The organism is Neobacillus nitrireducens (assembly GCF_030915405.1).
Taxonomy (GTDB): domain Bacteria; phylum Bacillota; class Bacilli; order Bacillales; family Cytobacillaceae; genus Neobacillus.
This window is the reverse complement of record NZ_CP133262.1, coordinates 4,959,388-4,982,495: the sequence shown is the minus strand read 5'-3', so window position 1 is coordinate 4,982,495 and position 23,108 is coordinate 4,959,388. Positions and strand designations below refer to the sequence as shown.

The following is a 23,108-nucleotide window of genomic DNA, read 5'->3' as shown; positions in this document are numbered from 1 at the left end:
CCTAGACTAAGTATAGATTTATTATATCAGCTCTTATTTGGGCACAGTTTTCATATGGTGGTTCAATCTGCAAGAGCCTTCTAATTATGTGTTTGGTCTGATTCGAAATTTCCAGTTCCTCTTCCCAGCTCTTTTCCTGTTTATGTTTTGGAAATGTAAAATTGGAATAGAGCAGAAACAAGAGAAAATGTCCCAGTCCATAAAAATCGGCTTGATAAATAACCTCTTTACGGAGATTCGATTTTCTTGTTGTTTGAACGGCTGATTCAAGTTCGAGATGTTTTCCTAATCCTACATCAATAAGCCTTATTTTAGTACCATCGGAAATAACATTCGGAATGCGAATATCTCTATGGATTATATGATGATCATGCAGATATTCAATCGGATTTAGTAGTTCATATATGATTTGAAATGCTTCTTTCTCAAGGATCTTCTTTCCTTCAATAAAAATAAGCTGTTCAAAATTCAGCCCCTCGATAAATTCCATTGTGTAAAAGGGAATGTTATTAAAATATCCCCCTTCAAAATACCTTGGAAAACCAGGATGATCAATTGATTTTAGCAGATTTTTCTCTGATTCGAAGTCACTTCGTCCCGATTGAGTCAATCTTTTATGGAGTCGCAAGGCTTTTAAGACCTTTTTCTGCCCGCACACTAAGTCATAAACCAAGTAACTATGACCATAACCACCTGCTCCGAGATGTGAAATCACTTGGTAGCGTTCAGCAATGAGCTTATCATTTGAGAGCGGTCTTTCAAATAAATTTGAAAATAGGAAAGAAATTCTTTTTATCATAAAAAGGACACCAGGCTAGCTGCTAAAAAAACTTCCACTTTTATACTTCTTTTTATAATGATGATGGCCTAAGTTATTGTGTTTATAATGATCCCTTCGCTTCCAGGCATCACTTGAGGAACTATATTTATCATGAGATTTACTTTTAAAAATCAACTTAAGGATTTTTTTTAACAATTCTTTCCCCTCCTTAGCTTTGTAAATAACTATACGGATTGAAAAAGTAAAGGTTTCAGGATTTGAGAATTTATTATCGATGAAGTATTAATAAATTTTTCTACATGAACACAACAAAAAGCGAGCACAAAGGCTCGTCTTTCGTATTAATCTATTATAAAAGGAAAATACAGCTTAGCTTTCCTCAATTTGATTAATTATCTTCCTATTCATCCTCTTCTTCTTCATCGATAATACTTTTCTCAATCAAATATTCGAAGGTTATGTCTGCAATTTCTTCTAATTCTTCTTCACTAGGAACGTATCCCCTTTTCACAAGCTCATGAAAGAAAAATTCGGCAATCTCTTCGGTATCAATAAATACTTCAATTTCTCTCATAGCATCGCCCCCTTTTTAGAGAATGTATGATGTACATGGCTTTTTCATGCTATTTACTTTGATGTGCTTCCTGAGTACCTATTTGTACAGAAACAACGATTTATTAAACCTCAAGATTTATAGAGGAGAAGATGTCTTTTTTTAAATGGACAAGCATAGGATGAATCAAAAGAACTTTTCTGAGGTGATATCATGTTGAATTTACAATTAAAACTAGAGGCATGGATAGATGATGTTAATCAGGAGGATGGACTCACCCTCCAAGCATTTGAGAAGTTTTTAGATGTGATGTTTTTTCTTATTAAGTGGGCTGGTATCCCGTTTGTTATTTATTTACTATTCGAAATTTCAAAGTGGTAGGTTTACCTAGACGTGGCTCTTACCATCGTTACTGACAAGACTTTCTAATTTCCGGAGAATTACACGCATGACTTGATAATATTCCTGGTCCTGAAACATTTCGTATAAAATCCGGTAATCATTAAATATGTCTAATAAGTTGTCAATTAGTTCCTTTTTTTCCTTTTTTCGTTCAATTTCCTCAAATTCAGCTTTTCTAATCATGTTCTGGACCTTTGGATTATCAACTACCTTTTCCTTCTTATTTACTAAGTATAAGAGACCCAGTTTTTGAATGAATGTATCGGCATTTTCAGCATCGGCGACAAGTGTTAACTCTTCTTCACCTGCTTCAAGCCATTCGCCATCACTTACCCTTGATAACTCATAAATGACATCTTCCCAAGCATCTTCTTTATATCTCCAAATTTCTGTACGGAAACCTACTACCTTAAACAAGTCTGCACCATAACCGCTCACTTGAACTAAATCGCCGAAGAAAAAACTATATTCGATATCAATTTGTTCTTGTTCCATCACAACGCCTTCATATTCGGAAAGTAACTGTAAGGCGGATTCAATAAATAATCCGTCACTCTTATTTACTTCATAAACATACTTTCCATCGAGCCATTTCACATCTGTTATCTTGCCAACAGTTCCATAAATAGTAATCACGACCGTATCACCGATCTTATACTTCGGTTTTTTTCTATTTCCCATTTCCTCCCATCCTCTCAATAATAAGTCGTGAATTTTGATTACAATAGTATATGCGCCGTTTAAATAAAAGCGCATGAGAATTATAAAATGAAAAAATCGCCTCATTACTGAGACGATTACGTTTTATATTTTGCTTTCAGTTAGAATATATTGCTGCCATGCTTCATCAAAAACTGACATTGATTCTAAATACTGACCATTCAATTCCAGATATGTACTTAACTCATGATAGTCCTCGGAGACTTTAGGGAAACTATGATCTAAAAAGGCATGATTAGCAAAGACACTTATAGCATCCTTTGGGGCAGGATGCCTATATTTCATTAAAAAATGATAAAAAGATTTAATCATAGATAAACGCCTTTCTCATCCAAATATCTCGGATAGTTTTATATGGAATACTATAAAGGATACGAAAGAATGAGTCCAGAGTTTATCAATTCCACCATAGCCAAAAGCAGCCTAACATCGTAGGCTGCCTTTATTATGAAGAAAAATCAAAATAATTTTTCTTTAATAACCTTGGAATTGCCATTAATTCTTCAAAGCTGACCACTTTTCCAACTGGTTTACAATCAATTAAATATAACTGATTCTCTATTTCTTTTACAATTGGTTCGCTTTGATAAATCATCCCACAATCCGGGCAGGAAAAGGTGGGAGTTTCACTGATTTCAATCGCTCGCGTCCCATCTGGGAGTTCCCAAAAAACTGAGCTTGTTATTCTTTCAACATTTTTGCTTTCACACCACTCACATATAATTTTCATTGACACTCCTCCTAATCCTTCATCGTTTCGGCTGATGTGCCTTCGTTTGCAGGTTTCTGACCTTCTATTTCCTTCTGTGTAAGTGCTTTAAATTTCTTATCCTTTAACTCATCGCGTTTGCTGCGCTTATCCTTTAATGTAGTATGTTCAGGGTCTTGGTTGTAATCTTTGCGACGATTTAGCCGAGTTAACCCCTCAGGAACCAGATTAAAGTGCTGGTCATTCATAATTCCCGCGATTCCTGTAAGCGAACACTTCTCATCCATTTCAGGATAAACCTCTTGAAAGTACTTCTCTGCTCTTCCCGGCACATAGTTCTCTGGTTCTGGATAAGAAGTAATGACCCCTTCAAAGTTCCGAAGGACCACTTTCTCAGGACTTTGGGAAATCAGATAATTCGGCTGTAGAGCAATTTTACCGCCGCCACCAGGTGCATCGACGACAAAGGTCGGTACTGCATAACCTGAGGTATGTCCGCGCAGTCCCTCGATAATTTCCAATCCTTTTGAAACAGGGGCCCTAAAATGTCCAATTCCTTCGGATAAATCACATTGATAAATGTAATATGGCCGGACACGGATTTTGACAAGATCATGCATGAGTTTTTTCATAATTGGCACACTGTCATTGATTCCTGCAAGGATAACCGACTGGTTCCCCACCGGCACACCAGCATTGGCAAGCATTTCGCAGGCTCGTTTTGAGTTCTCGGTTATTTCGATTGAAGTATTAAAATGAGTATTCAGCCAAATTGGATGATATTTTTTCAAGATATTACAAAGGTTTTCAGTAATTCGCTGTGGGAATACAACCGGTGCCCTTGTCCCTATCCGAATAATTTCCACATGGTCAATTTCCCGCAGGTTTTTAAGGATATATTCCAAAATATTATCATTAATCAGCAGACCGTCACCGCCTGAGATTAAAACATCTCTTACCTGAGGCGTTTGCCTAATATAGGAAATAGCAGCATCAAGCTGTTTTTTGGGAACCCCCATGCCAATTTGCCCAGAAAAACGCCGCCTTGTACAATAGCGGCAATACATCGAACATTGATTGGTAACAAGGAAGAGAACTCGGTCCGGATAGCGGTGCGTTAACCCGGGGACGGGTGAATCCTCATCCTCATATAATGGGTCCTCAAGGTCATATTTTGTTTTATAAATCTCCTTCGATATTGGCACCGACTGCATTCTGATTGGACAACGAGGATCGTCAGGGTTCATTAACGAAGCATAATAAGGTGTGATATTTAAGGGGATCGTTTTCGTTGATATTCTTACCCCCTCCTCTTCATCGGGTGTTAAATGAATCACCTTTTTTAAATCTTCTAATGTCCGGATTGTATTGGTTAGCTGCCAAAGCCAATCATTCCACTGCTCTGAAGTAACATCTTTCCAAAGCTCTATATCCTTCCAATGCCTTTTTGGTTTATATAAAAATTGCCTCATTGTAAATTCCTCCCATCTTGCTTCACTAAAATAATATGCAAGATGTGTGCCAATGTCATCAAAAGGCTTAGAAGCTACTTTTTGCTGAAACTTTTGTTTTTTTAATCTTCTTTCAAAAAAAAAGCGCCGAAATCTCGGCTGCTTAGTCCACTATTTTTTTTATTTTATATTGAAGTGTTTGCCTAGGAATCTCTAAGAGCTTCGCTGCTTGATTAATGTTCCCTTCCGATAAATCAAGGGCATTGCTAATAAGCTTTTTCTCTAAATCTTCGATATTTTTTCTTAACGATAAACTCTTTATTGGATCACTATTACTTATGGCTGGTGATGTAACTGGAAGACGTCGTAAAATACTTGGTAAATCTTCATACAGCAGTTGCTCTCTTTCACTAACATTCATCATATATTCAATCGTATGTTTAAGTTCCCTTACATTACCCGGCCATTGATAATTGATAAGAAAAAGCTCAAGCTTCTTCTCATATCTGCTAATATTTTTAAACAGTTTTTGATTAAAATCCTTCATAAAATGATCTGTTAAAAAAAGAATATCTTCTTTTCGGTCTCTTAAGGGGATGAGTGAAAAGGTAAAAACATTTAAACGATAGTAAAGGTCTGCACGAAGCGTTTGCTCTTGAAGAGCCTTGTTTGGCATGACATTCATTGCCGCAATGATGCGCACATTCACAGAAATACTCTGTGAACTTCCGACCCTCCTAACCATTCCATCCTCCAATACACGCAACAGCTTCGCTTGTAATTCAATTGGCATTGTATGTAATTCATCAAGGAATAGTGTTCCTCCATCTGCCAATTCAAATAATCCTTTGCGGTCCACTGCCCCTGTATAGCTGCCTTTGGCCGTGCCAAACAGGATACTTTCTAACAGTGTTTCAGGGATGGCAGCACAATTTTGTGCAATAAAAGGTTCAGATGAGCGGTGGGATTCATGATGAACTCCCTGAACAAATAGTTCTTTCCCTGTCCCAGACTCGCCGTATACGAGAATAGGGGAATCCGATTTTGCCAGCTTCTTAGCTTCGTCTTTCATGCTTTGAAAGGCATTACTCCTCGTAAGCAAATCATTTAACGTATAGTTAACTTGCTTCAATGCCTTCTTTTTACTGCTTTTATTCAAACCCTTTTGTAGGTCTAATAGTCGTTCTGCCAGCAGTTTCATTCGGGAGTAATCTTTGGCAATTTCAACAGCACCAATGATTTCTTCCCCTAGAAAGATTGGCAGGGTTGTATTTATTGTATCAATTCTTGTCCCATGCAAATTCATATAAACCTGTGTTTGATTGTAAATGGGCTTTCCTGTTTTGATTACTTTCAGCAAGGTACTTGAGTTTTCTGTTAGGGAGGGAAATGCGTCAATTAAATACTTTCCCTGCACTTCCTTCACATCCATCCCATCGTGCTTTGCTGCTACTTCATTATAAAAAATTGTTTTTCCTGCCGTGTTAACTACATGTATTCCTTCATCAATGCCTTTTAGAATAGCTGTCAGAACTTCTTGCGTTAAAGCGGTTAACTGAACCATTTCTTCACCTACCCTTCATTGACATCTTTCAAGGTGCCGAAAAACTGGCACGGTAAGCCGAAATTTTAGCAGTTTGCCAGATTCTTTACCCACATATTCATATTTTCAAGCTTGTCATAAATGTAGCAATTGTTCATCAGTCTGCCCCGATACGAATAGCCTAGTTGAAATAAGACAGCATTCATCCCAAAGGATAACGACCTGGCAATGGAATAGGCACAAAAGATGCCCTTGCTTTTCAACTCAACTTCAAGTTCCTGAAGAATTATTTTCATTAACCCATATTTCCGATGTTCCGTTAATGTCGCACAATCCGTTAATTCTGCATTTTTATATAAAGAATGAACTTCGGCTGAAGCAGCACTAACAATTTTTCCTTGATGGAAAAAAGCGTAATAAACGGTCCCATCCTTGATTGTTTTTTTTATATACTCTGGATCATGCAAAGGGGTTGGATAAATTTGAAACACTTGTCGGTACAGTGCCCCAAGTTCCACAGCACAATTTTCGTCAACCTTTTTTAATTCATATTCCTTGGGTGGATAAGCCTTCTGAACCAACGTATCTAATTGGTAGATACTATGAATCATTCCGTCTTCGGTCACCCAATGATCATTTTGCTTACGTTCTGCCGTGTAATACTTTGAAAAAAAGTGAGCATCTGAACCCAGAAAATAGCGGTCGACTACTGCTTCCGGCTGAAAGCCCCTTTCTAAGAAATCAAGAAAATTTTCACTACGCACCTTAATAATTAACTTTTCAGCCTTATGTTTTGCCGCGAACTCTTCAGCTCGCTCCATAAGCAATTTTGTATTCCCACGATAATCATCTATACGAATACGTTTATTAAATGGATCAAGATATATTTCGAGAAAATAGTTGCTTTCTTCTTCAACAATTATGGATGCGGTTTGGTTCATTCAATTCACCCCAACGAAAATGGATAATTGCTAGCATTCTACTATAAAAATGTCTGGCCTAGATTAGCCAGACATTTCCATTACACCAACCTAACACCTTATAATATAATTATAACAATCTTTTGATAATTAATCGAAAAATTCCAATATTTATTCTACTACCTCACACCATTTTAATAAGGTTAGTGCAATGATTTCACTTGCATTAAACATGTCTTCAAGAACTATATGCTCATTGGCATCATGTGCGGTTTCGGTAATCCCGGGTCCGAAAATAACAACGGGTGTATTACCAATCGCAGAAAGGATACCGCCATCTGTTCCCCAAGGGCTCGCCTCAATGATGGGACGATCACTCTTTACTTCTATAAAACTCTTCGTTAATTCATTCATTAAAGGATGGTCATTTTCAAGACTGCCTGGCAGCCATTTGCCGCCAAACCATTCTAGTTTAAGCGGATTTTCTTTAAGCCAAACATCCTGTTCACCCATTTCACTTAAACACTTTTCCATCTCCAGCTGTGCTGATTGAATCGTTTCGTCCGGAGAAACTCCCATTCTCCCTTCAATAATGGCGGTGTCAGGCACCGAAGAAGGCCATTCGCCGCTCGTAAGCTTTCCAATATTAATTGGTATAGGGATGGGGATTTTGTCAAAGAGAGGATCTGTAATTCTGGCATTTCTATTTTTCTCTAATTGTTGTAAATTTTGAATGACTATTAGGGCTTTTTCAATGGCGCTTACACCTTTGTACCTTGTTCCACCGTGTGCCGCCTTGCCTTTTACTATAATTCTGAACCACATTGAGCCCTGCTGCTTTGGGAATATTTTCAGATTGGTTGGTTCTGGAATAATGGCCCCATCTGCATGGTAACCTCTTAGGACGGCTGCAAGGGTGCCAGCCCCGCCGCTTTCTTCTTCTATCACACTTTGAAAAATCACATCCCCTTTCAGTTGAATACCATTGGCTATTAATGACTCAATCGCCATTAGAAGCGCTGCGTTCCCACCCTTCATATCGGTGGCTCCTCTTCCATAAAGCTTGCCGCATTCTATGGTCCCACTAAATGGGTCATGTTTCCAGCTTAATTCATCCCCAACTGGGACCACATCGATATGACCATTTAAAATCATCGATTTGCCTCCTCCTGTACCCTTTAAAATGGCTACAAGGTTAGGATTCCCGCCGAAGCTTTGACGATCACAACAATAGGCATGATGGGATTTTAATTCGTCACCACCGATTTCCCAAATATCGAGAGTTAGGCCTAACTGCCGACATTTTTCAATAATTATTGCTTGTGTACTGCTTTCGTTTCCCCGTGTACTATTTTCCCGGACAAGTATTTGTAACAATCTTGCCCCCCGCGCTCGATTCTCCTTTATCCATCGTTTTATGCGCATTTCATAAGTGTCCAAACGATTCACTCCTTTTAAAAATGATTCAGCTTAGTACGGAATCATCCGAACAGTTTCCCTTATTTTGAATTCACACCCAGTTTTGCTAACAACATTTTCTAAACTATAAGGGGCAAACAATTCGGTTAATAGTAACCCTTCTTCGTTAACCGTGAAAACAGCTAAATCGGTGATAATTATATCGACACAGGCTGCTGAAGTTAATGGTAATGTACATGATTTGACAATTTTGGGCTTCCCTTGTTTATCGCAATGATTCATGACAACAATGACTTTTTTAGCTTTTTGTGCGAGTTCCATCGCTCCGCCCATACCCGGAACCTTTTTTCCGGGGACGATCCAGTTAGCAAGATCCCCATTTTTGCTTACCTGCAGTGACCCTAAAATCGTAATATCCACTCTGCCCCGGCGAATCATTCCAAACGAAATCGCACTATCACAGTAAGATCCACCCTTGTTCAGGGTAACTGGAAATCCTCCGGCATTACATAAATTTTCATCTTCTTCTCCTATACTTGGGCTTGGTCCCATGCCAGTAATGCCGTTCTCCGCATGAAACATTACCATCGTCTCTGCTGGCAAATGATTGGGAACGAGCGAGGGAATTCCAATCCCCAGGTTGACAACCATTCCCGTTTGAATTTCCTCTGCCGCCCTTTTAGCCATTTGATTCCGAGTGTCTACTGCCATGCCCATTTCCAGTTCACCCCCTTAGATGGAATGATATAATCCACGAACACTCCTTGCGTAATAATTGAATCGGGGGCTAGACTGCCAAGCGGAACAATTTCCTCAACTTCCGCAATTGTGATATCCCCTGCCATCGCAACCAGCGGATTTGTATTACGGGCACTTTTGTCATAAATTAAATTCCCATACGCATCGGCTTTTTTCGCATACACTATCGAAACTTCAGCCGTTAATGCGGTTTCAACAAGATACTTCTTATCTGCTAGAGAATAATAGGATTTATCTTTCACCACCAGTTCATTGTCCATGCCGATATCTGACAAAATGGCTGGCAGTCCGACACCGCCCGCACGGATTCTTTCAGCTAATATACCCTGCGGAGAAAACTCAACCTCCAGTTTTCCCTCATGCATGAACTGCCCTGCGAAAGGGTTGGAGCCGATATGTGAAGCAATCACTTTCACTGCCCTTTGCTGACTCACTAATTTCCCAATGCCAATATGCGGGAATCCTGTGTCGTTTCCAATTAAAGTGAGATCACGTACTCCTTTTTCAAGAATGCCATCAATTAATGCCGGCGGTGAACCGACCCCGCCAAAACCGCCAAACATCAATGTCATCCCGTCATGAAAGAATTCCATAACCGCTGCTAAGGTGGTAATTTTGCCGAATGGATTTTCCATTTACCTCACCCCTTCCCTTGATTCAGTTGATTTGAAAAATCATTAAATGTCTCTTTTAGGAAATGAACTAGTTCCTCTATTTCTTTTTTATTGATAGTTAGTGGAGGAGAAATAATAATTGAGTCGCCGTTTATTCCATCAATCCCGGCACCAGCCGGGTACACAAGCAGCCCTTTTTCCTTCGCAAGTGCTACAATTCTTTGGGTAATCAGCGCCTTTCTAGGAAATGGGGTTTTTGAAACAGCATCTTGAACAAATTCTATTCCAAGTAACAGCCCCTTGCCGCGGACATCACCAATAAACGTAAAGAGAGATTTTAATTTTTCAAGCTGTGTTCGTAAATAGGCGCCTTTCCCTTCTACCTCTTGAATAATATTGTTTTGTTCAACATACTCGAGAACGGCTAAGGCCGTTGCACAGGCTTGGGGATTGGCACTCAAGGTATGTCCGCTCATAACCACCTTCGTTCCTGCCAAGATCGGCTCGATGACTTTTTCCGTTGCAATTGCAGCTGCAATCGGCGCATAACCTGCACCCATTCCTTTTCCTAAGGCAACAATATCAGGACTGATTCCCCACTGTTCACAAGCAAGCATTGTGCCCGTCCGGCCACAGCCAGTCATGACTTCGTCAGCAATAAAAAGGATGTCATTTTCCTCACATATTTTCTTAATAACCTTGTAGTAATCTTTTGGAGGGGCAATTGCTCCGCCAGCAGCGCCAATGACTGGTTCAGCGATAAAAGCAGCGATTTGCTCCGCTCCAATCCGCTTAATCGCTGTTTCTAACTCATGGGCACATAAATAGCCACAGTTAGCTTCCTTGAGGTTATACGGGCAACGGTAGCAATACGGGGGGTTAATGACCGGGAAATCCTCTAAAAGTGGTACAAATCTTGCTCTCCTGCCCGTATGACCTGACATCGAAAGCGCTCCAAGGGTAATTCCATGGTAGCTTACCCATCTTGATAACACCTTGGTTTTGGTTTGAACACCCTTTTCCTGCCAATATTGAATCGCCATTTTCATGGCTGTTTCCGTTGCTTCAGAACCACTGTTAACGAAAAAACACCAATTGAGATCTCCGGGTAGCATAGTAGCCATTTTTTTAGCTAAACTTTCCGCGGCATCACTCGTAAATTGTGAGCGATACACAAATGAAACCTTTTTGGCTTGTTCATACATTGCTTCAATGATCTCAGTTACACCATGACCAATATTGGCAGTTACGGCACCGGAAGCCCCATCTAAATACTTTTTTCCATCCATATCAAACAAATAAATTCCTTTGCCATAATCAATGACAGGGTAGATGTCATCGAGCATTGGTTTTATTAGAAAAGAATGATCCATTGGGAATCACTTCCTTATTAAATTAGGCAGGCCTTATAGAAATTGTATGAATGGTTTATTTGTTTCTTTCATGTTATTTATAAGAAAAAGCGGAAACCAAATCCGTTACGTTAATGCAGTCTTTTACATTTCCTGATGTTTCATATAAAATTACCTGTAGAATACAGAAGGAATGAACCTGATGAGCGCGATCAACAAAATAAAGTTAAAAACAAAAGAGCTTTCAACGATCCAATTAATTGTTATTTTTTATTTATCTGCTTTAGTCATGTCTACGCTTTTATTAAAAATACCTATGGCCCACCGCGAGAATGTTTCACTAAGCTTTATCGATGCTTTGTTTACCTCGGCCAGCGCGATAAGCGTAACTGGTTTAAGTGTCATTTCAATTAAGGATACCTTTAGCAACTTCGGTATATTTCTCTTATGCTTAATTCTGCAATTGGGCGGGTTAGGGGTTATGTCCTTAAGTACATTCCTGTGGATTATGCTCGGGAAAAAAGTAGGGTTAAAAGAAAGACAATTGATTATGATTGATCAAAATCAATCAAACTTAGCTGGATTGGTTCAGTTGGCAAAACGAATTCTCATTATTTTTATTTCGTTTGAATTTGTGGGCGGAATTATCTTAGGAATTCGCTTTTTAAACTATTTCGAAGGTCCATTTTCTGCTTTTAAACATGGATTTTTTGCATCCATCAGCGCCACGACCAATGCAGGATTCGATCTTACAGATGCATCACTCAGTCCATACAGTGCGGACTATTTTGTCCAAACAGTGATAATTTTGTTGATGATTGTTGGTGCCATTGGATTTCCAGTGATGGTTGAGGTTTTGGAATTCTTATTAAACCTGAATAAAAGGAAGAAGTTTCATTTTACCCTATATACGAAGTTAACCACGATAACGTTTGTCCTTCTTACCCTTGTCGGTGCTTTATTGATTTACATTTTTGACAGCCAAAACTTTTTTTCTGATAAAAATTGGCATGAATCGTTTTTTTACTCTTTATTTAATTCCGTCACCACTAAAAGTGCGGGATTGGCAACCATGGATATCAATGATTTTACACCGAGCAACCAACTGTTCCTGTCGATATTAATGTTCATTGGCGGCTCACCGAGCAGTGCGAGTGGAGGGATACGAACTACCACGTTTGCCATCGTTATTCTAGCCATCATATTTTATGCACAGGGAAAAAGCTCGATCAAAATCTTTAGACGTGAACTGCTAAGTGAGGATGTACTGAAATCATTTATTGTCATCATGACTGGCACATTTTTATGTTTATTTTCCATTTTAATTTTATCAATAACCGAACATGGCACAGTCCTTGAGGTTATTTTCGAAGTTTCTTCAGCTTTTGGTACCAATGGATTGTCGCTCGGCTTAACCCCAAGACTTACCACCTTTGGACAAATTCTCATCATTATCCTGATGTTTATTGGGAGAGTGGGTATTGTAACCTGTTTACTGATTTTAAGAGGCAAAGGCAGCAAGGAAAAGTATAACTATCCGAAAGAGAAGGTAACGATTGGGTAAATAAATAACCCGCAAAAATTTGCGGGTTATACTAGAATAAAAAGAAATGGCTGACTCAATTGAGTCAGCCTCTATTTCATCAATTTAATAGCACCAGCTCGCCCCGATAATGATCAATAAGATAAATAGGACGACAATTAACGCAAATCCACCGCCGATTCCGCAACCTCCTACTGGATATGCAGGGTAACCGCAACCTCCTACAGGGTAACCACAACCACCATGTCCGTAATACATACGCTTCACTCCTCACGAAATTGTTTCTTAACACTGTTACTTTATGAAGTAGGTACTTGACCCGTATGTGCATTCGCCTATATTATGAAATACAATGATAAAAATTGTAGGTGAAACGATGAAATCTATTTTGAAAAACTTTATTAACGGTATTTTAACAATCGTCCCGATCATTCTCATGATTTATGTGATTTACAAAACTTTTCTATTCTTGGACGGGTTACTCGGTAACACACTTAAGCCATATTTAAAGGATGACTACATTCCCGGGATTGGCTTACTAACAACCATCCTTTTGATTACTGTTTTAGGCTGGTTATCTACGAAATATATCTCGGGAAAAATCATCAGATTGATTGATATTCTTCTAGATAAGATTCCCGTTGTCAAAACGATCTATTCCGTTATTAAAGATACGGTTCAATCCTTTCTTGGCGAGAAAAAATCTTTTTCCAAGGTTGCATTAGTGGTAATTCCAGGAACTGAGATGCGCAGTATGGGGTTTATTACTTCGGAACAATTAGAGGACTTTTATTCTCCTTTAAAAGACCATATGGCGGTCTATATCCCGCAAACATTCCAAGTAGCCGGATTTACCTTCTTGATCCCAAAAGAACAAGTAGAAATTATCGACGTTAAACCTGAGGAAGCGATGAAATTTATCCTCTCCGGAGGGATGACTTCAAGCTCCAAACAAAAGGCAAAATAAAAAAGCCCAAAGCGGCTTTTTTATTTTGACTCGAATAACCTTGTGAATTCCCCGTAGCCTTCCTTTTCAAGTTCATCTTTTGGGATAAACCGTAAGGCAGCAGAGTTGATACAATAACGCAAGCCAGTTGGGTCCGGTCCGTCAGGAAAGACATGACCTAAATGGGAATCGGCTGATTTACTTCTTACCTCTGTCCGAGTCATAAAATGACTGAAATCAGCTTTTTCAATCACTTCTTCCGCTTGAATCGGTTTCGTAAAGCTCGGCCAGCCGCAGCCGGCGTCGAACTTATCTAAAGAGCTAAACAACGGCTTCCCAGAGACTAAATCCACATAAATCCCCTCTCTTGTTTCATTCCAATATTCATTTCGAAACGGAGGTTCTGTTCCACTGTTTTGTGTGACTTCATACTGTATCGGTGTTAAATCCTTTTTCAGCTGTTCAACATTCTTATTATTCATTATTCTCCCCCCAATGACTTTGAATAAAGCCCGCTCGACCCGATCCTACATGATAGGATTCATAATGGCTCCGATTTTTCTTATAGTAATGCTGATGATAGTCTTCTGCCGGATAGAAGGTCTGTGCGGGCAAGATTGGTGTCACAATCGGTCTAGTAAAACGACCGCTTTTCTGTAATGCTTGTTTTGACTGTTCAGCAAGCTTTTTTTGTGTATCATCGTGGTAGAATATAGCCGTTTGATACGACTGTCCCCGATCATGAAATTGTCCCCCTGGGTCGGTTGGGTCAATTTGATGCCAAAATAGCTCCAAAAGTTTTTCATAAGGGAATATCTCTGGATCATAGGTGATTTGCACTGCTTCAAAGTGGCCGGTGGTATCTGTACATACTTGTTGATAGGTCGGGTTTTCTACCATCCCCCCCGTGTAGCCGGAAATCACACTTTTAATGCCGGGCTGTTCATCAAATGGTTTTACCATACACCAAAAACAGCCGCCGGCAAAGGTTGCAGCATGATTTGTTTTTTCCAAGTTCCCACCCCTTTTTTAAGTTATTTACTCTGACTATGAGTATACAGAAACTTCTTGCAAAAATAAAATTTCCAAATTAGTTCATTAGAAGTTAGACACCTACCTATTTAAGCTTGAATAAATTATTATGTAATCCATTTGATAGGAGTTGATAAAATGTCCGAGAAAAGAACACATTCCGATTATCTTCAAAAAGCGGCGATGTATGAAATGTTAGCTCAATTTTATAAATACTCATCTCCAAACTTACACATGCAGTATTATTTAAAACATATAAAATACATGAATAAAGCGCTATACTTCATGAGAACTCCCCCCCAACCAGTACAATTAGAAGCGAAGGTCCGTTTCCTTCACACCTCCCCGGATTCCCCGAACATTGATGTCTATATTGACGGGAAACGCACGATAAAGGACTTACCCTTTAAAAATGTAAGTGCTGTTTTGCCTTTAACAGCAGGAAAACATCATATAGACATTTACCCCACGGGAAACATGGTGGACAGTGTCCTAAATAAGAAGATTACCATTGAATCTGGAAAGTCCTATACACTCACAGCAATCGACTCTGTTAAGAAAATGCGCCTGTTAGTATTTGAGAATCAACCAAGGGTACCAGTTAACGAATCGAAGTTGCGCTTTATTCATTTATCACCTGATACCCCTCCATTTGATATTGCAGTCAAAGATCGTGATGTCGTTTTTCCAAAGGTTTCCTACAAGCAGGCAACCGAATATTTGGGGTTAACACCGATGACAGTAAATTTGGAAGCTAGAGAGGCTGACACGAAGACCGTATTACTGGCGATGCCGAGGGTTCAATTTTTGCCAAATGAAAGCTATACCATTGTCATTTTAGGCATGACAAGTAATGAACCAGAACTCCAATTCATCCAAATTAGAGATTAATAAAGGTGCCTCTAAAAACGAGGCACCTATTTCACTGGAACTAGGATCGTAAACCTAATGTCATCCTTCTTCAAATCAAATTTGTCTGCCTTTATTTTGATATCACTTTTTAATTTCAATTGCTTCATATTGACATAGATAAGTTTATCTTTGGGTCTTATATCGACTCCCTTAGGAATCTTATAATTTTCACTAATAAAATTTAGAACGTATGAAATCGGAAGGTGTAAACTGCCGATCGTCATTGATTTCTGTTGTAAAACCAAATCACCATTTTCAAGTGCCTTCGGCTCGAAAGTTAACTTCATATTTAATTCCTCGCTGAAGAACGGTAAGGTACCATAAAGTTCAACCTCTCTCCCTAGAATAATTTGATAATCAATCGGTGAGTCAGCGGCCTCTTCTTTTAAATAATGATTGATGAGTTTATTTAAATCATTCTTATTTGATTTAACATGGAAGGAAACATGTTCACCCATAGGCACATTTAATTTACTCGTTTGCGGACCCTTTGAAGGGAGCATGACCAGTGATAACATAACTATTGCGAACAAAAGGTTAATGCCAAACAATAGCAGGAAACCTATTTTCCATTTATTTTTCATCTAATTCTCCTCTGAATTGACCATGTAGGGCGTTTTGTTCAAATCAGGCAATACTTGTTGTTTCAAGGTTTTGTTCAATCTTTCTGCAATCATCTCATAGCCTTTGTCATTCGGATGGAAATTATCTGTGAATAATAAATTTTCGTTCGTATTTAAAAACAAATCTTCTATCGGCACAAAATAGGCATTGGGGTAATTTGCAATTACCGCTCGACCTGTCTTATTCCAATCCGCAACAATCTCATCCAACTCTTTTATTTCTGAAAACCATTTAGAAAAAGGATTATATAACCCCACTAATACAACCTTTGTTTGGGGATTTCCCTGTATGATAGCCTCGATAATTTGCGTTAAATGATTCTGGTAAGATTCTTTTTCAGTGGTAAACGTGGAAAGTTGAAGGTTTTCGATATTGTCCTTGACTACTTTCATAATGTCGTTTCCACCTATCGTAAGAATAACTATATCCGCCGTTTGTATCACAGCTTTCATTTCCGGTGTTTTCAATCGTTTTAAAAGTTGAGTTGTCCGATTACCTTTTACGCCATAATTATAGAAATCCACTTCTTTTATACCTTTTTCTTTTTCAAGCATGGTTTCTAAATATGGCAAATACCCACCTTGGTTTGTACTATCACCTATCCCTTGGGTAAGTGAATCTCCTGCTGATAAAACTGTTAATTTGCGGGGGATGAAGTCAGCGGGAACCTGTGCAAATGCCTGTGCTGCTGTTTTCTTTTCAGGATGGAACGCCCATTGATCGTCTTGATTACATGAACATAGGAATAATACCGAGAGAAGTAGAAGGGGGAAAAGCTTTTTCATATTAAATTCACCTGCCTTCTAAATTATTATTATAACACGGCTTGAATCATTCAAAACAATCTGTACGATATCCTATTCCTGCAAAAAAAATAGACCTGTTCATAGGTCTATTGTAATGTTTTCATATCTTGAATTATTTCCTCAAAGGGAACATCCTTGTACCCATTATAGGACTTTTTAATATGACCTTCTTGGTCTACTAAATATAGAGAGGTCCCGTGAATCACTTGATTACCCTCTTGCGGCTTTTTAACTAGAGCTTTGTAATTTTTCAATGCAAAGTTTTCAATAAACTCCTGGGAATAACCAGTCACAAAGGTCCAATTTTTAAAATCAACCCCGAATTGCTCTGCGTAATGGGTTAAAACTTCTGGAGTATCGACGCCTGGGTCGACACTGAAGGAAACCAATTCAACATTCTTCAGGCCTTCATCCTTAATCATCTTCTGTAATTTCGTTAAATTAGAAGTCATCGGCGGACAAACATCTGCACAGCTTGTAAAAATAAAGTCAGAAATCCACATCTTACCCTTTAAATCCTTTAATCCAAAGGACTTATTGTCTTGATTTGTAGCTGTAAAGTCTTTAATTGGCCAGTCTACGGCATTTTCTATTTCCTTTTGTCCACACGCCGACAAGATAAGTGTTGTAAGAACTAAGACCACTACTAAAAACCGAGCTTTCATACCATCACCTGCTACCTTTTCACTATTCAACCCGAGAATAGTTTAACAAAGATTTGAAAAAGATGAAAGGAAATGGCTTGTTAATCGATGACACCCGTTCGTTCAATTGTATTATTTACATGAACATCAAAGATAACCCTCTTGTATTGCTTGTCCCACTCCTCCTTCGAAATCACTCTTCCTCTTAAATGAGCCTCGTATTCATTCCCAAATCCGATGGGGTCAATTCCTAATTTCTTAAAACGTTGCAGTAATTTTTTAATCCTCTTTTCCATTAGATTATTCATTCTTACTTGAAGCAACTTAACAGAAGAGGGTTTACCTAAATCTAAGGCTTCGGTCATTTCTAATAATCTTGAATCCAAATTAACTTCCACTTTATAACGGAGATTTTTTTTATCCACCAATTTAATTTTTGTTTTACTCCGGATGTTATCAATGGTGATAAATATTTTACTATAGATTGGTTTCTTCGTGTAATTTGCATCTTTCACGATGAGTTTTTTTAATTCTTCGGTTTTAAATCCTATTTCCTGTGAACCAGCTTTATATTTATCGATTAAAATCTTTAAATAAAAAAAATCTTTTTTCTCTAATTCATCAACCAATCGGTCATCACTAAAAAGACCAACCCCAGTAATTACCACATCCTGATCTTGAACTTTCAAAATGGGGAGAACAGGGTCTTTCCCTATATCATAGTAATTATGGTTAAACTCATGTAAAGTCGGGGAGAGGATTTGTTCGCCCTCTACATTTTGCTTAATTAAGTTATACATATAGGTCCCAAGATTTACATTTTCATTTTTAGCTTTTTCAATTTGCAGGATCTCAGAAGCGGATCCATCGGCAACTGTTAAATAAACCATATTTCCAATCGCTGCATCTCTATTTAATGTGTCTACAAGCTGGATGATTCCTTTTTCTGCTAGCTCTCTACTGTAGATAACTGATCGAAGCTGACCTGACACAAGTCTCTGATTAGATTGAAGATTTTCTTGTTGCCTTAATCCTTTGCTTGTTTTTGCCACAGAAGTAATTACTTTCGTCGACGATTGGGTGGTCATTGGATCAAACTTTTGAACAACTATTGTTCCTTTTAGTTTATTTTTCCCTTCCATATCTAATCCAGTTGTTGTAATTAGACCTAATTTTTCAAGTGGCTTTTGCTGAACACAACCCGCGATGATGACAAATGACATCAAAAAAATTGACAAAAGGATGAAATTGCTACGAAACCTCTGCACTCTTTTTCTTCCTCCCTTGGTACCATTTTTTCGCAATGACAAGAATAGAAAGGAGGATAGGATAACAGAATGCAGTTAAAAAGCCAAGATGTGCTACAAAATCAGTTAGTTCATTCATTTGATACCTTGCTTTAATAAAAAATGATCCCGTCCAAACCAGGATGCCAATGATCCAAATCCCCTTCTTTTGCTTCCAGTTGATAATTCGACTAAACCCCTTCGATGCTGCCCATAAATAACAGCACATATTTGGTAAGATGATTAACATCCAAAATGAAACGGCAATAAATTCAAACCGTTCTAAGTTGGGTAATCGAACGATTTTAAACATCGATAAAACAGGCCAAATGGTCCGTGCCAGTCCATTCTCAGCAAAAAAAGTTATACAGACCATAGTAATCGCTGTGAAAATAATGGTAGTCAGTAAATTCCCCATCTGTGAGTAGATAAAAACCTTTTTTTTATCTTTCACATAGGGATATAAGAACATTAGTAGTTCAAAGCCCATTAGGGAAAGGGATGTTTTATAGACACCATTAATAATGTGCTTCAAATCTGTATTTAATATTGGAAACAGATTTTTAGGGTCAGAATACTGCATGGGTACGATTAGAACAAAAATCAACCAAATCGTCCCTATTACTGAAATAAAAGCCACCCCGACAATGATCCGAATGCCACCATTTACGGCATAAATGGTTAAGAGGATAAGTGCAAGAGAGATTTGCCATGTTGGTAAGTCGGGAAATATCCATACTTGGACGATTTCAATATAATTCATAAGGATGACAAAAAAACTTAAGATCATATAGATCATATAAAAAATGTTCATCGCATTTCCGAGCCATTTTCCAAAAACATCAACTTGGATTCCATATAAATCAGCACTATCATATTTTTTTAGCATGATAACCATCATCACTAAGACAATGCCTGATAAGATTCCTCCGAGAAAAACAGATATCCATGCATCATGTTTTGCCGCTAGGAATACAATCCTTGGTAATCCAACAACTCCTACGCCTGTTTGGGAAGCATGTATAAAAAACAGGACCAGGAATGCATTTACCATTAATCCTTCCTTTGGATGCAAATCCACTTTCATCTTGACCGCTCCTATTCATCTACATCCTTTTTTTCAACACCCTTTTGTTTTGGAAAAAGGTTTTTATCAACCGGCCGGTTCGTTACTGGCCTAAAAGACAAATATTGAGCAGGAAATTTAAAGATACTGTAACCTAAGTCCTTCCACCTAAAGGGATAAACCGGCATAAGGTAGGGCCTCCCAATTGTAGTTAATCGTAAAAGGTGAATGAGGACAAAACAGAAAGATAACATAATTCCAATCCCCCCCCATATACCTGCTAAAATGATAATTGGAAAACGAATCATCCGAACGGCGGTACCCATTAAATAACTAGGTGATGTAAATGAACCGAGGGCACTTAACGCGATAATGATAATTAAGATATTACTGGTAAATCCCGCTTGAACTGCCGCCTGACCTATGACAATACCACCAACAATACCCATTGTTTGACCCACTTTGGTTGGCAGTCGCGCGCCTGCTTCTCTTAAGAGCTCGATCACAAATTCTAAGAGAAGAGCTTCGAGCATCGGCGGGAACGGAACATTTGCCCTAGATTGACCAAGCGACATGAGCAGTGCAGATGGAATGACTTCATAATGGTAGGTCAATACAGCCACATAGGCCGGTGTCAAAAGAACTGATAGAAAAATTGAAATAATTCGAAGCATCCTTAAGAATAAACCCATATTCCATCGCATATAGACATCTTCTGTTGATTCAAAAAAACTTAAGAATGGTGTGGGGCCATAAATTGCAGAAGGAGAGCGATCCATCATCACCGCAACCCGCCCTCGCATTAAAGAAAGAGTGACTCGATCAGGTAGTTCCGTTGACATAATCTGCGGGAAAATCGTCCAACTATTATCTTCTATTAACTGACCAAGTACCGTTGTATCCGGGATATAATCATACTCTAGCTCCGTTATTCGTTGCCGAAACGTATTTACATTATCTTCATCCGCGATATCTTTAACATAAACAAGCTTCCCTGGTGTTTTAACTCTTTTTCCTATGGTGATATCTTCCATACACAGTTGTGGATCTTTTAAATTACTTCTAATAATATTTAAATTGCCTATCAATGATTCTGTAAAAGAGATCTTTGGACCATACACAAGCGACTCGGTTTCTGCCTTTTCAAGCGATCTCTCCACGGTTGAACCAACATTAGCAAGAATTCCGTACGGTTCACCATCGATATAAATGTATGCTTTTCCTTCTATTAAGGAAGAAACAACTTCTTTTAATTGATTGGCTGCAGAAATTTCAGCAATTGGCAAAATTTGCGCAAGACTCTCCGTAGTCCATTCATCTTGTGTATTTTGCTGAACGGGTAACAATAAAAATTCATCAAAGCTTGTTTTATCAATCAGACTGCTTAAAAAGCAAAAAACGATCTTCTTCCCATTCTTTTTTAAGGTTCGAAAATTCAGGTCTGAACAATCACCTATCTCTGCTTGTAATTCTGATTTAAGATCATCCACATTTAAACTATGCGGCTTCTTATCCTTTGACTGTTTATTTTCAGACTTCCACTTGAACATTGGCAACACCTTAATTGTTTAATTTTTTTTATCATTACCAATAAAACTAATTTTAACCAAGAGATAACAAAAGGGTGTCAGGCACCATGTGAAAAATTCACATGGTGTCTGACACCCTTCTTTCTATTCAAAATAATACATTAAGGCGATTGTACCAGGCCCTGTATGTGTGCTAATCGTTGGCCCCGTATAGTCAATCGAAATATCTTTATACCCGGTTAAGTCAGTAATTGCCGCTTTTAGTTTTGCGGATAGTTCGTATGCTTCCGCATGAACAATGCCGGCTCCTAAGATGGTTTTCCCTTTAACATCTTCCGCAAATTGCTTGGCCAAAAATTTAACCACTTGTGAATGACTGCGGACCTTGGTGACGGGATTGTATTCTGCCCCTTCAAGTGAAGCAATCGGTTTGATATTTAATAACGAGCCAATAAAGGCCTTTCCCTTACCAATCCGTCCACCCTTCACCATGTTCTCCAGCGTATCTATCATAATATAGAGCTTAGTATGTTCCCGTACCTTTTCAAGGCGGGAGATGATTTCCTCCATACTTTTACCCTGTTTCGCCATTTTAACTGCTTCCCTAACCTGGAACTGGAGTGCCAACGAGATAAACAGCGAGTCAATAACAGTCACTTTCGTATTCGTCATTTGGGCAGCACTCTCAGCAGAACGGACCGTCCCGCTCATTTTTCCTGTCATATGAATGGATAAAACCTCATAGCCTTCTTCCCCAAGCCGGTCATAAATTTCAAGGAAGGTCCCTGTAGAAGGTTGGGAGCTTTTTGGCAATTCTTCTAAGTTTTTCATTGTTTCAATGAATTCTGCAGGCTGAATTTCTACTCTATCTAAATAGGTTTCTCCATTTATCATTACGGACAACGGCACAACTACAATCCCAAGCTTTTCAGCCATTTCTATCGGCATGTCCATTGTTGAATCGGTTACAATTTTAATTTTGCTCATAACAAATCACTTCCCTACCAGTACTGCTTAGTATTATACAGTTAACTACTATTGAAGGGAATAACATCCATCACTTTTAATTTTTATAATAATAAAAAGCATCACTAGGGACCTCCCCCAACGATGCTCGAATTAAATTAAGCGTTATTCTTTAATTCTCCAACTAAAAACAATTGTTCATAATCCGGCCATTTCATGACCTTTTTCAAGTACTCTTTAAAGGAGTAGCTTTTTTTCAAGTTTTTTTCGTTGTAAAGAGACGTAACATACTTCTGTAAACGGAATTGGATCAAAAATTTATAAGTGTTATCTTCCAACAATACAGGAATTTCTACGACTTTAACCTTCTGTCCAACAACATTTTTGAACTCTAGGCTTTTGAATAACAAAATATCAATCCTCTTTTTCACCCGTTTTAATATATTATACACCTTTTTGACATCGAAAAGTGTCCAATTTTGCTTAGATTACTAAAGCATTTAACCGCCATTCTTAATAGAATGGCGGCAT

General features: G+C 38.4%; 27 protein-coding genes. 4 read left to right on the top strand and 23 right to left on the bottom strand.

The annotated features are described in order from the left end of the window. Nucleotide 1: 1 nt before the first annotated feature. Together RCG22_RS24455 and RCG22_RS24450 are read right to left on the bottom strand one after the other, a co-directional pair. Entirely contained in the window at nt 2–799 is a 798-nt protein-coding gene (locus tag RCG22_RS24455) for a serine/threonine protein kinase (RefSeq protein WP_308105044.1), read from the bottom strand. Nucleotides 800–1,181: 382 nt separating this feature from the next. Beyond that, entirely contained in the window at nt 1,182–1,355 is a 174-nt protein-coding gene (locus RCG22_RS24450; protein ID WP_066256754.1) for a YozD family protein, read from the bottom strand. Between the two features lie 192 nt (nt 1,356–1,547). On the opposite strand from RCG22_RS24450, the gene RCG22_RS24445 reads away from it, so the two are divergent. Further along, entirely contained in the window at nt 1,548–1,715 is a 168-nt protein-coding gene (locus RCG22_RS24445) for a hypothetical protein (RefSeq protein WP_176525552.1), read from the top strand. Nucleotides 1,716–1,721: 6 nt separating this feature from the next. On the opposite strand, the gene RCG22_RS24440 is transcribed toward RCG22_RS24445, so the two are convergent. From RCG22_RS24440 to RCG22_RS24395, 10 genes are all read right to left on the bottom strand, one after another. Next, nucleotides 1,722–2,417 (bottom strand): hypothetical protein, encoded by a 696-nt coding sequence (locus RCG22_RS24440; protein WP_308105043.1) that lies wholly within the window; start codon nt 2,415–2,417, stop codon nt 1,722–1,724. A gap of 123 nt (nt 2,418–2,540) precedes the next feature. Further along, a complete protein-coding gene (locus tag RCG22_RS24435) occupies nt 2,541–2,765 on the bottom strand; it encodes a YozE family protein (RefSeq protein WP_308107244.1) in 225 nt (74 codons plus the stop codon). 136 nt (nt 2,766–2,901) lie between these two features. Further along, nucleotides 2,902–3,186 (bottom strand): YokU family protein, encoded by a 285-nt coding sequence (locus RCG22_RS24430; RefSeq protein WP_098262096.1) that lies wholly within the window; start codon nt 3,184–3,186, stop codon nt 2,902–2,904. Nucleotides 3,187–3,197: 11 nt separating this feature from the next. Continuing rightward, nucleotides 3,198–4,637, bottom strand: coding sequence for a lysine 2,3-aminomutase (kamA, locus tag RCG22_RS24425; RefSeq protein ID WP_308105042.1), 1,440 nt, complete (start codon nt 4,635–4,637; stop codon nt 3,198–3,200). A 142-nt stretch (nt 4,638–4,779) separates the two neighbouring features. After that, a complete protein-coding gene (locus RCG22_RS24420) occupies nt 4,780–6,180 on the bottom strand; it encodes a sigma-54 interaction domain-containing protein (protein ID WP_308105041.1) in 1,401 nt (466 codons plus the stop codon). 65 nt (nt 6,181–6,245) lie between these two features. Next, a complete protein-coding gene (gene ablB / locus RCG22_RS24415; RefSeq protein ID WP_308105040.1) occupies nt 6,246–7,100 on the bottom strand; it encodes a putative beta-lysine N-acetyltransferase in 855 nt (284 codons plus the stop codon). Nucleotides 7,101–7,250: 150 nt separating this feature from the next. Continuing rightward, a complete protein-coding gene (locus RCG22_RS24410) occupies nt 7,251–8,504 on the bottom strand; it encodes a peptidase (RefSeq protein ID WP_308107243.1) in 1,254 nt (417 codons plus the stop codon). A 45-nt stretch (nt 8,505–8,549) separates the two neighbouring features. Next, complete coding sequence (locus RCG22_RS24405; RefSeq protein WP_308105039.1) at nt 8,550–9,215, bottom strand: 3-oxoacid CoA-transferase subunit B; 666 nt, start codon at nt 9,213–9,215, stop codon at nt 8,550–8,552. Further along, nucleotides 9,200–9,892 (bottom strand): CoA transferase subunit A, encoded by a 693-nt coding sequence (locus RCG22_RS24400; RefSeq protein ID WP_308105038.1) that lies wholly within the window; start codon nt 9,890–9,892, stop codon nt 9,200–9,202. Before RCG22_RS24400 ends, RCG22_RS24405 begins: the two co-directional genes overlap by 16 nt. 5 nt (nt 9,893–9,897) lie before the next feature. Further along, nucleotides 9,898–11,244, bottom strand: a complete 1,347-nt coding sequence (locus RCG22_RS24395; RefSeq protein WP_308105037.1) for an aspartate aminotransferase family protein — start codon at nt 11,242–11,244, stop codon at nt 9,898–9,900. A 181-nt stretch (nt 11,245–11,425) separates the two neighbouring features. Between RCG22_RS24395 and RCG22_RS24390 the strand changes: the two genes are divergently transcribed. Next, complete coding sequence (locus RCG22_RS24390) at nt 11,426–12,787, top strand: TrkH family potassium uptake protein (RefSeq protein WP_308105036.1); 1,362 nt, start codon at nt 11,426–11,428, stop codon at nt 12,785–12,787. 84 nt (nt 12,788–12,871) lie between these two features. Here the strand turns inward: RCG22_RS24390 and RCG22_RS25480 are convergent, their stop codons facing one another. Continuing rightward, the gene (locus tag RCG22_RS25480; protein WP_374049488.1) at nt 12,872–12,946 is read right to left on the bottom strand and encodes a YjcZ family sporulation protein; all 75 of its coding nucleotides are present in this window, start codon (nt 12,944–12,946) and stop codon (nt 12,872–12,874) included. A 196-nt stretch (nt 12,947–13,142) separates the two neighbouring features. On the opposite strand from RCG22_RS25480, the gene RCG22_RS24380 reads away from it, so the two are divergent. Beyond that, on the top strand, nt 13,143–13,733 hold the full coding sequence (locus tag RCG22_RS24380; RefSeq protein WP_308107242.1) for a DUF502 domain-containing protein: 591 nt from the start codon (nt 13,143–13,145) through the stop codon (nt 13,731–13,733). A 20-nt stretch (nt 13,734–13,753) separates the two neighbouring features. Here the strand turns inward: RCG22_RS24380 and msrB are convergent, their stop codons facing one another. Together msrB and msrA are read right to left on the bottom strand one after the other, a co-directional pair. Then, on the bottom strand, nt 13,754–14,194 hold the full coding sequence (gene msrB / locus RCG22_RS24375; RefSeq protein WP_308105034.1) for a peptide-methionine (R)-S-oxide reductase MsrB: 441 nt from the start codon (nt 14,192–14,194) through the stop codon (nt 13,754–13,756). Next, the gene (gene msrA, locus RCG22_RS24370; RefSeq protein WP_308107241.1) at nt 14,187–14,675 is read right to left on the bottom strand and encodes a peptide-methionine (S)-S-oxide reductase MsrA; all 489 of its coding nucleotides are present in this window, start codon (nt 14,673–14,675) and stop codon (nt 14,187–14,189) included. Before msrA ends, msrB begins: the two co-directional genes overlap by 8 nt. A 207-nt stretch (nt 14,676–14,882) precedes the next feature. On the opposite strand from msrA, the gene RCG22_RS24365 reads away from it, so the two are divergent. Further along, nucleotides 14,883–15,635 carry a DUF4397 domain-containing protein gene (locus RCG22_RS24365; RefSeq protein WP_308105033.1) on the top strand — a complete coding sequence of 251 codons (753 nt, stop codon included), beginning with the start codon at nt 14,883–14,885 and terminating at the stop codon, nt 15,633–15,635. Nucleotides 15,636–15,661: 26 nt separating this feature from the next. Here the strand turns inward: RCG22_RS24365 and RCG22_RS24360 are convergent, their stop codons facing one another. The 8 genes from RCG22_RS24360 to RCG22_RS24325 all read right to left on the bottom strand — a co-directional run bounded on the left by RCG22_RS24360 (nt 15,662) and on the right by RCG22_RS24325 (nt 22,987). Beyond that, nucleotides 15,662–16,240 carry a YpmS family protein gene (locus RCG22_RS24360; protein ID WP_308105032.1) on the bottom strand — a complete coding sequence of 193 codons (579 nt, stop codon included), beginning with the start codon at nt 16,238–16,240 and terminating at the stop codon, nt 15,662–15,664. Beyond that, nucleotides 16,241–17,065 carry an SGNH/GDSL hydrolase family protein gene (locus RCG22_RS24355; protein ID WP_308105031.1) on the bottom strand — a complete coding sequence of 275 codons (825 nt, stop codon included), beginning with the start codon at nt 17,063–17,065 and terminating at the stop codon, nt 16,241–16,243. It abuts the gene before it with no gap. Nucleotides 17,066–17,172: 107 nt separating this feature from the next. Further along, entirely contained in the window at nt 17,173–17,751 is a 579-nt protein-coding gene (locus RCG22_RS24350; RefSeq protein ID WP_308105030.1) for an SCO family protein, read from the bottom strand. An 80-nt stretch (nt 17,752–17,831) separates the two neighbouring features. Further along, nucleotides 17,832–18,998: a Ger(x)C family spore germination protein gene (locus tag RCG22_RS24345; RefSeq protein WP_308105029.1), complete on the bottom strand. Its 1,167-nt coding sequence runs from the start codon at nt 18,996–18,998 to the stop codon at nt 17,832–17,834. After that, a complete protein-coding gene (locus RCG22_RS24340) occupies nt 18,982–20,103 on the bottom strand; it encodes a GerAB/ArcD/ProY family transporter (RefSeq protein WP_308105028.1) in 1,122 nt (373 codons plus the stop codon). Before RCG22_RS24340 ends, RCG22_RS24345 begins: the two co-directional genes overlap by 17 nt. A gap of 11 nt (nt 20,104–20,114) precedes the next feature. Continuing rightward, a complete protein-coding gene (locus tag RCG22_RS24335; RefSeq protein WP_308105027.1) occupies nt 20,115–21,632 on the bottom strand; it encodes a spore germination protein in 1,518 nt (505 codons plus the stop codon). Between the two features lie 123 nt (nt 21,633–21,755). Next, a complete protein-coding gene (locus RCG22_RS24330) occupies nt 21,756–22,598 on the bottom strand; it encodes a DegV family protein (protein WP_308105026.1) in 843 nt (280 codons plus the stop codon). A gap of 137 nt (nt 22,599–22,735) precedes the next feature. Next, nucleotides 22,736–22,987, bottom strand: a complete 252-nt coding sequence (locus tag RCG22_RS24325) for a DUF2535 family protein (RefSeq protein ID WP_308105025.1) — start codon at nt 22,985–22,987, stop codon at nt 22,736–22,738. Between the last annotated feature and the right edge of the window lie 121 nt (nt 22,988–23,108).

Excerpts from the sequence above, each read along its gene's own strand:
- RCG22_RS24455 (WP_308105044.1), bottom strand. The coding sequence starts at position 799 with ATGATAAAAAGAATTTCTTTCCTATTTTCAAATTTATTTGAAAGACCG.
- RCG22_RS24450 (WP_066256754.1), bottom strand. The coding sequence starts at position 1,355 with ATGAGAGAAATTGAAGTATTTATTGATACCGAAGAGATTGCCGAATTT.
- RCG22_RS24445 (WP_176525552.1), top strand. The coding sequence starts at position 1,548 with ATGTTGAATTTACAATTAAAACTAGAGGCATGGATAGATGATGTTAAT.
- RCG22_RS24440 (WP_308105043.1), bottom strand. The coding sequence starts at position 2,417 with ATGGGAAATAGAAAAAAACCGAAGTATAAGATCGGTGATACGGTCGTG.
- RCG22_RS24430 (WP_098262096.1), bottom strand. The coding sequence starts at position 3,186 with ATGAAAATTATATGTGAGTGGTGTGAAAGCAAAAATGTTGAAAGAATA.
- kamA (WP_308105042.1), bottom strand. The coding sequence starts at position 4,637 with ATGAGGCAATTTTTATATAAACCAAAAAGGCATTGGAAGGATATAGAG.
- RCG22_RS24420 (WP_308105041.1), bottom strand. The coding sequence starts at position 6,180 with ATGGTTCAGTTAACCGCTTTAACGCAAGAAGTTCTGACAGCTATTCTA.
- ablB (WP_308105040.1), bottom strand. The coding sequence starts at position 7,100 with ATGAACCAAACCGCATCCATAATTGTTGAAGAAGAAAGCAACTATTTT.
- RCG22_RS24410 (WP_308107243.1), bottom strand. The coding sequence starts at position 8,504 with ATGCGCATAAAACGATGGATAAAGGAGAATCGAGCGCGGGGGGCAAGA.
- RCG22_RS24405 (WP_308105039.1), bottom strand. The coding sequence starts at position 9,215 with ATGGGCATGGCAGTAGACACTCGGAATCAAATGGCTAAAAGGGCGGCA.
- RCG22_RS24400 (WP_308105038.1), bottom strand. The coding sequence starts at position 9,892 with ATGGAAAATCCATTCGGCAAAATTACCACCTTAGCAGCGGTTATGGAA.
- RCG22_RS24395 (WP_308105037.1), bottom strand. The coding sequence starts at position 11,244 with ATGGATCATTCTTTTCTAATAAAACCAATGCTCGATGACATCTACCCT.
- RCG22_RS24390 (WP_308105036.1), top strand. The coding sequence starts at position 11,426 with ATGAGCGCGATCAACAAAATAAAGTTAAAAACAAAAGAGCTTTCAACG.
- RCG22_RS24380 (WP_308107242.1), top strand. The coding sequence starts at position 13,143 with ATGAAATCTATTTTGAAAAACTTTATTAACGGTATTTTAACAATCGTC.
- msrB (WP_308105034.1), bottom strand. The coding sequence starts at position 14,194 with ATGAATAATAAGAATGTTGAACAGCTGAAAAAGGATTTAACACCGATA.
- msrA (WP_308107241.1), bottom strand. The coding sequence starts at position 14,675 with ATGGTAAAACCATTTGATGAACAGCCCGGCATTAAAAGTGTGATTTCC.
- RCG22_RS24365 (WP_308105033.1), top strand. The coding sequence starts at position 14,883 with ATGTCCGAGAAAAGAACACATTCCGATTATCTTCAAAAAGCGGCGATG.
- RCG22_RS24360 (WP_308105032.1), bottom strand. The coding sequence starts at position 16,240 with ATGAAAAATAAATGGAAAATAGGTTTCCTGCTATTGTTTGGCATTAAC.
- RCG22_RS24355 (WP_308105031.1), bottom strand. The coding sequence starts at position 17,065 with ATGAAAAAGCTTTTCCCCCTTCTACTTCTCTCGGTATTATTCCTATGT.
- RCG22_RS24350 (WP_308105030.1), bottom strand. The coding sequence starts at position 17,751 with ATGAAAGCTCGGTTTTTAGTAGTGGTCTTAGTTCTTACAACACTTATC.
- RCG22_RS24340 (WP_308105028.1), bottom strand. The coding sequence starts at position 20,103 with ATGAAAGTGGATTTGCATCCAAAGGAAGGATTAATGGTAAATGCATTC.
- RCG22_RS24335 (WP_308105027.1), bottom strand. The coding sequence starts at position 21,632 with ATGTTCAAGTGGAAGTCTGAAAATAAACAGTCAAAGGATAAGAAGCCG.
- RCG22_RS24330 (WP_308105026.1), bottom strand. The coding sequence starts at position 22,598 with ATGAGCAAAATTAAAATTGTAACCGATTCAACAATGGACATGCCGATA.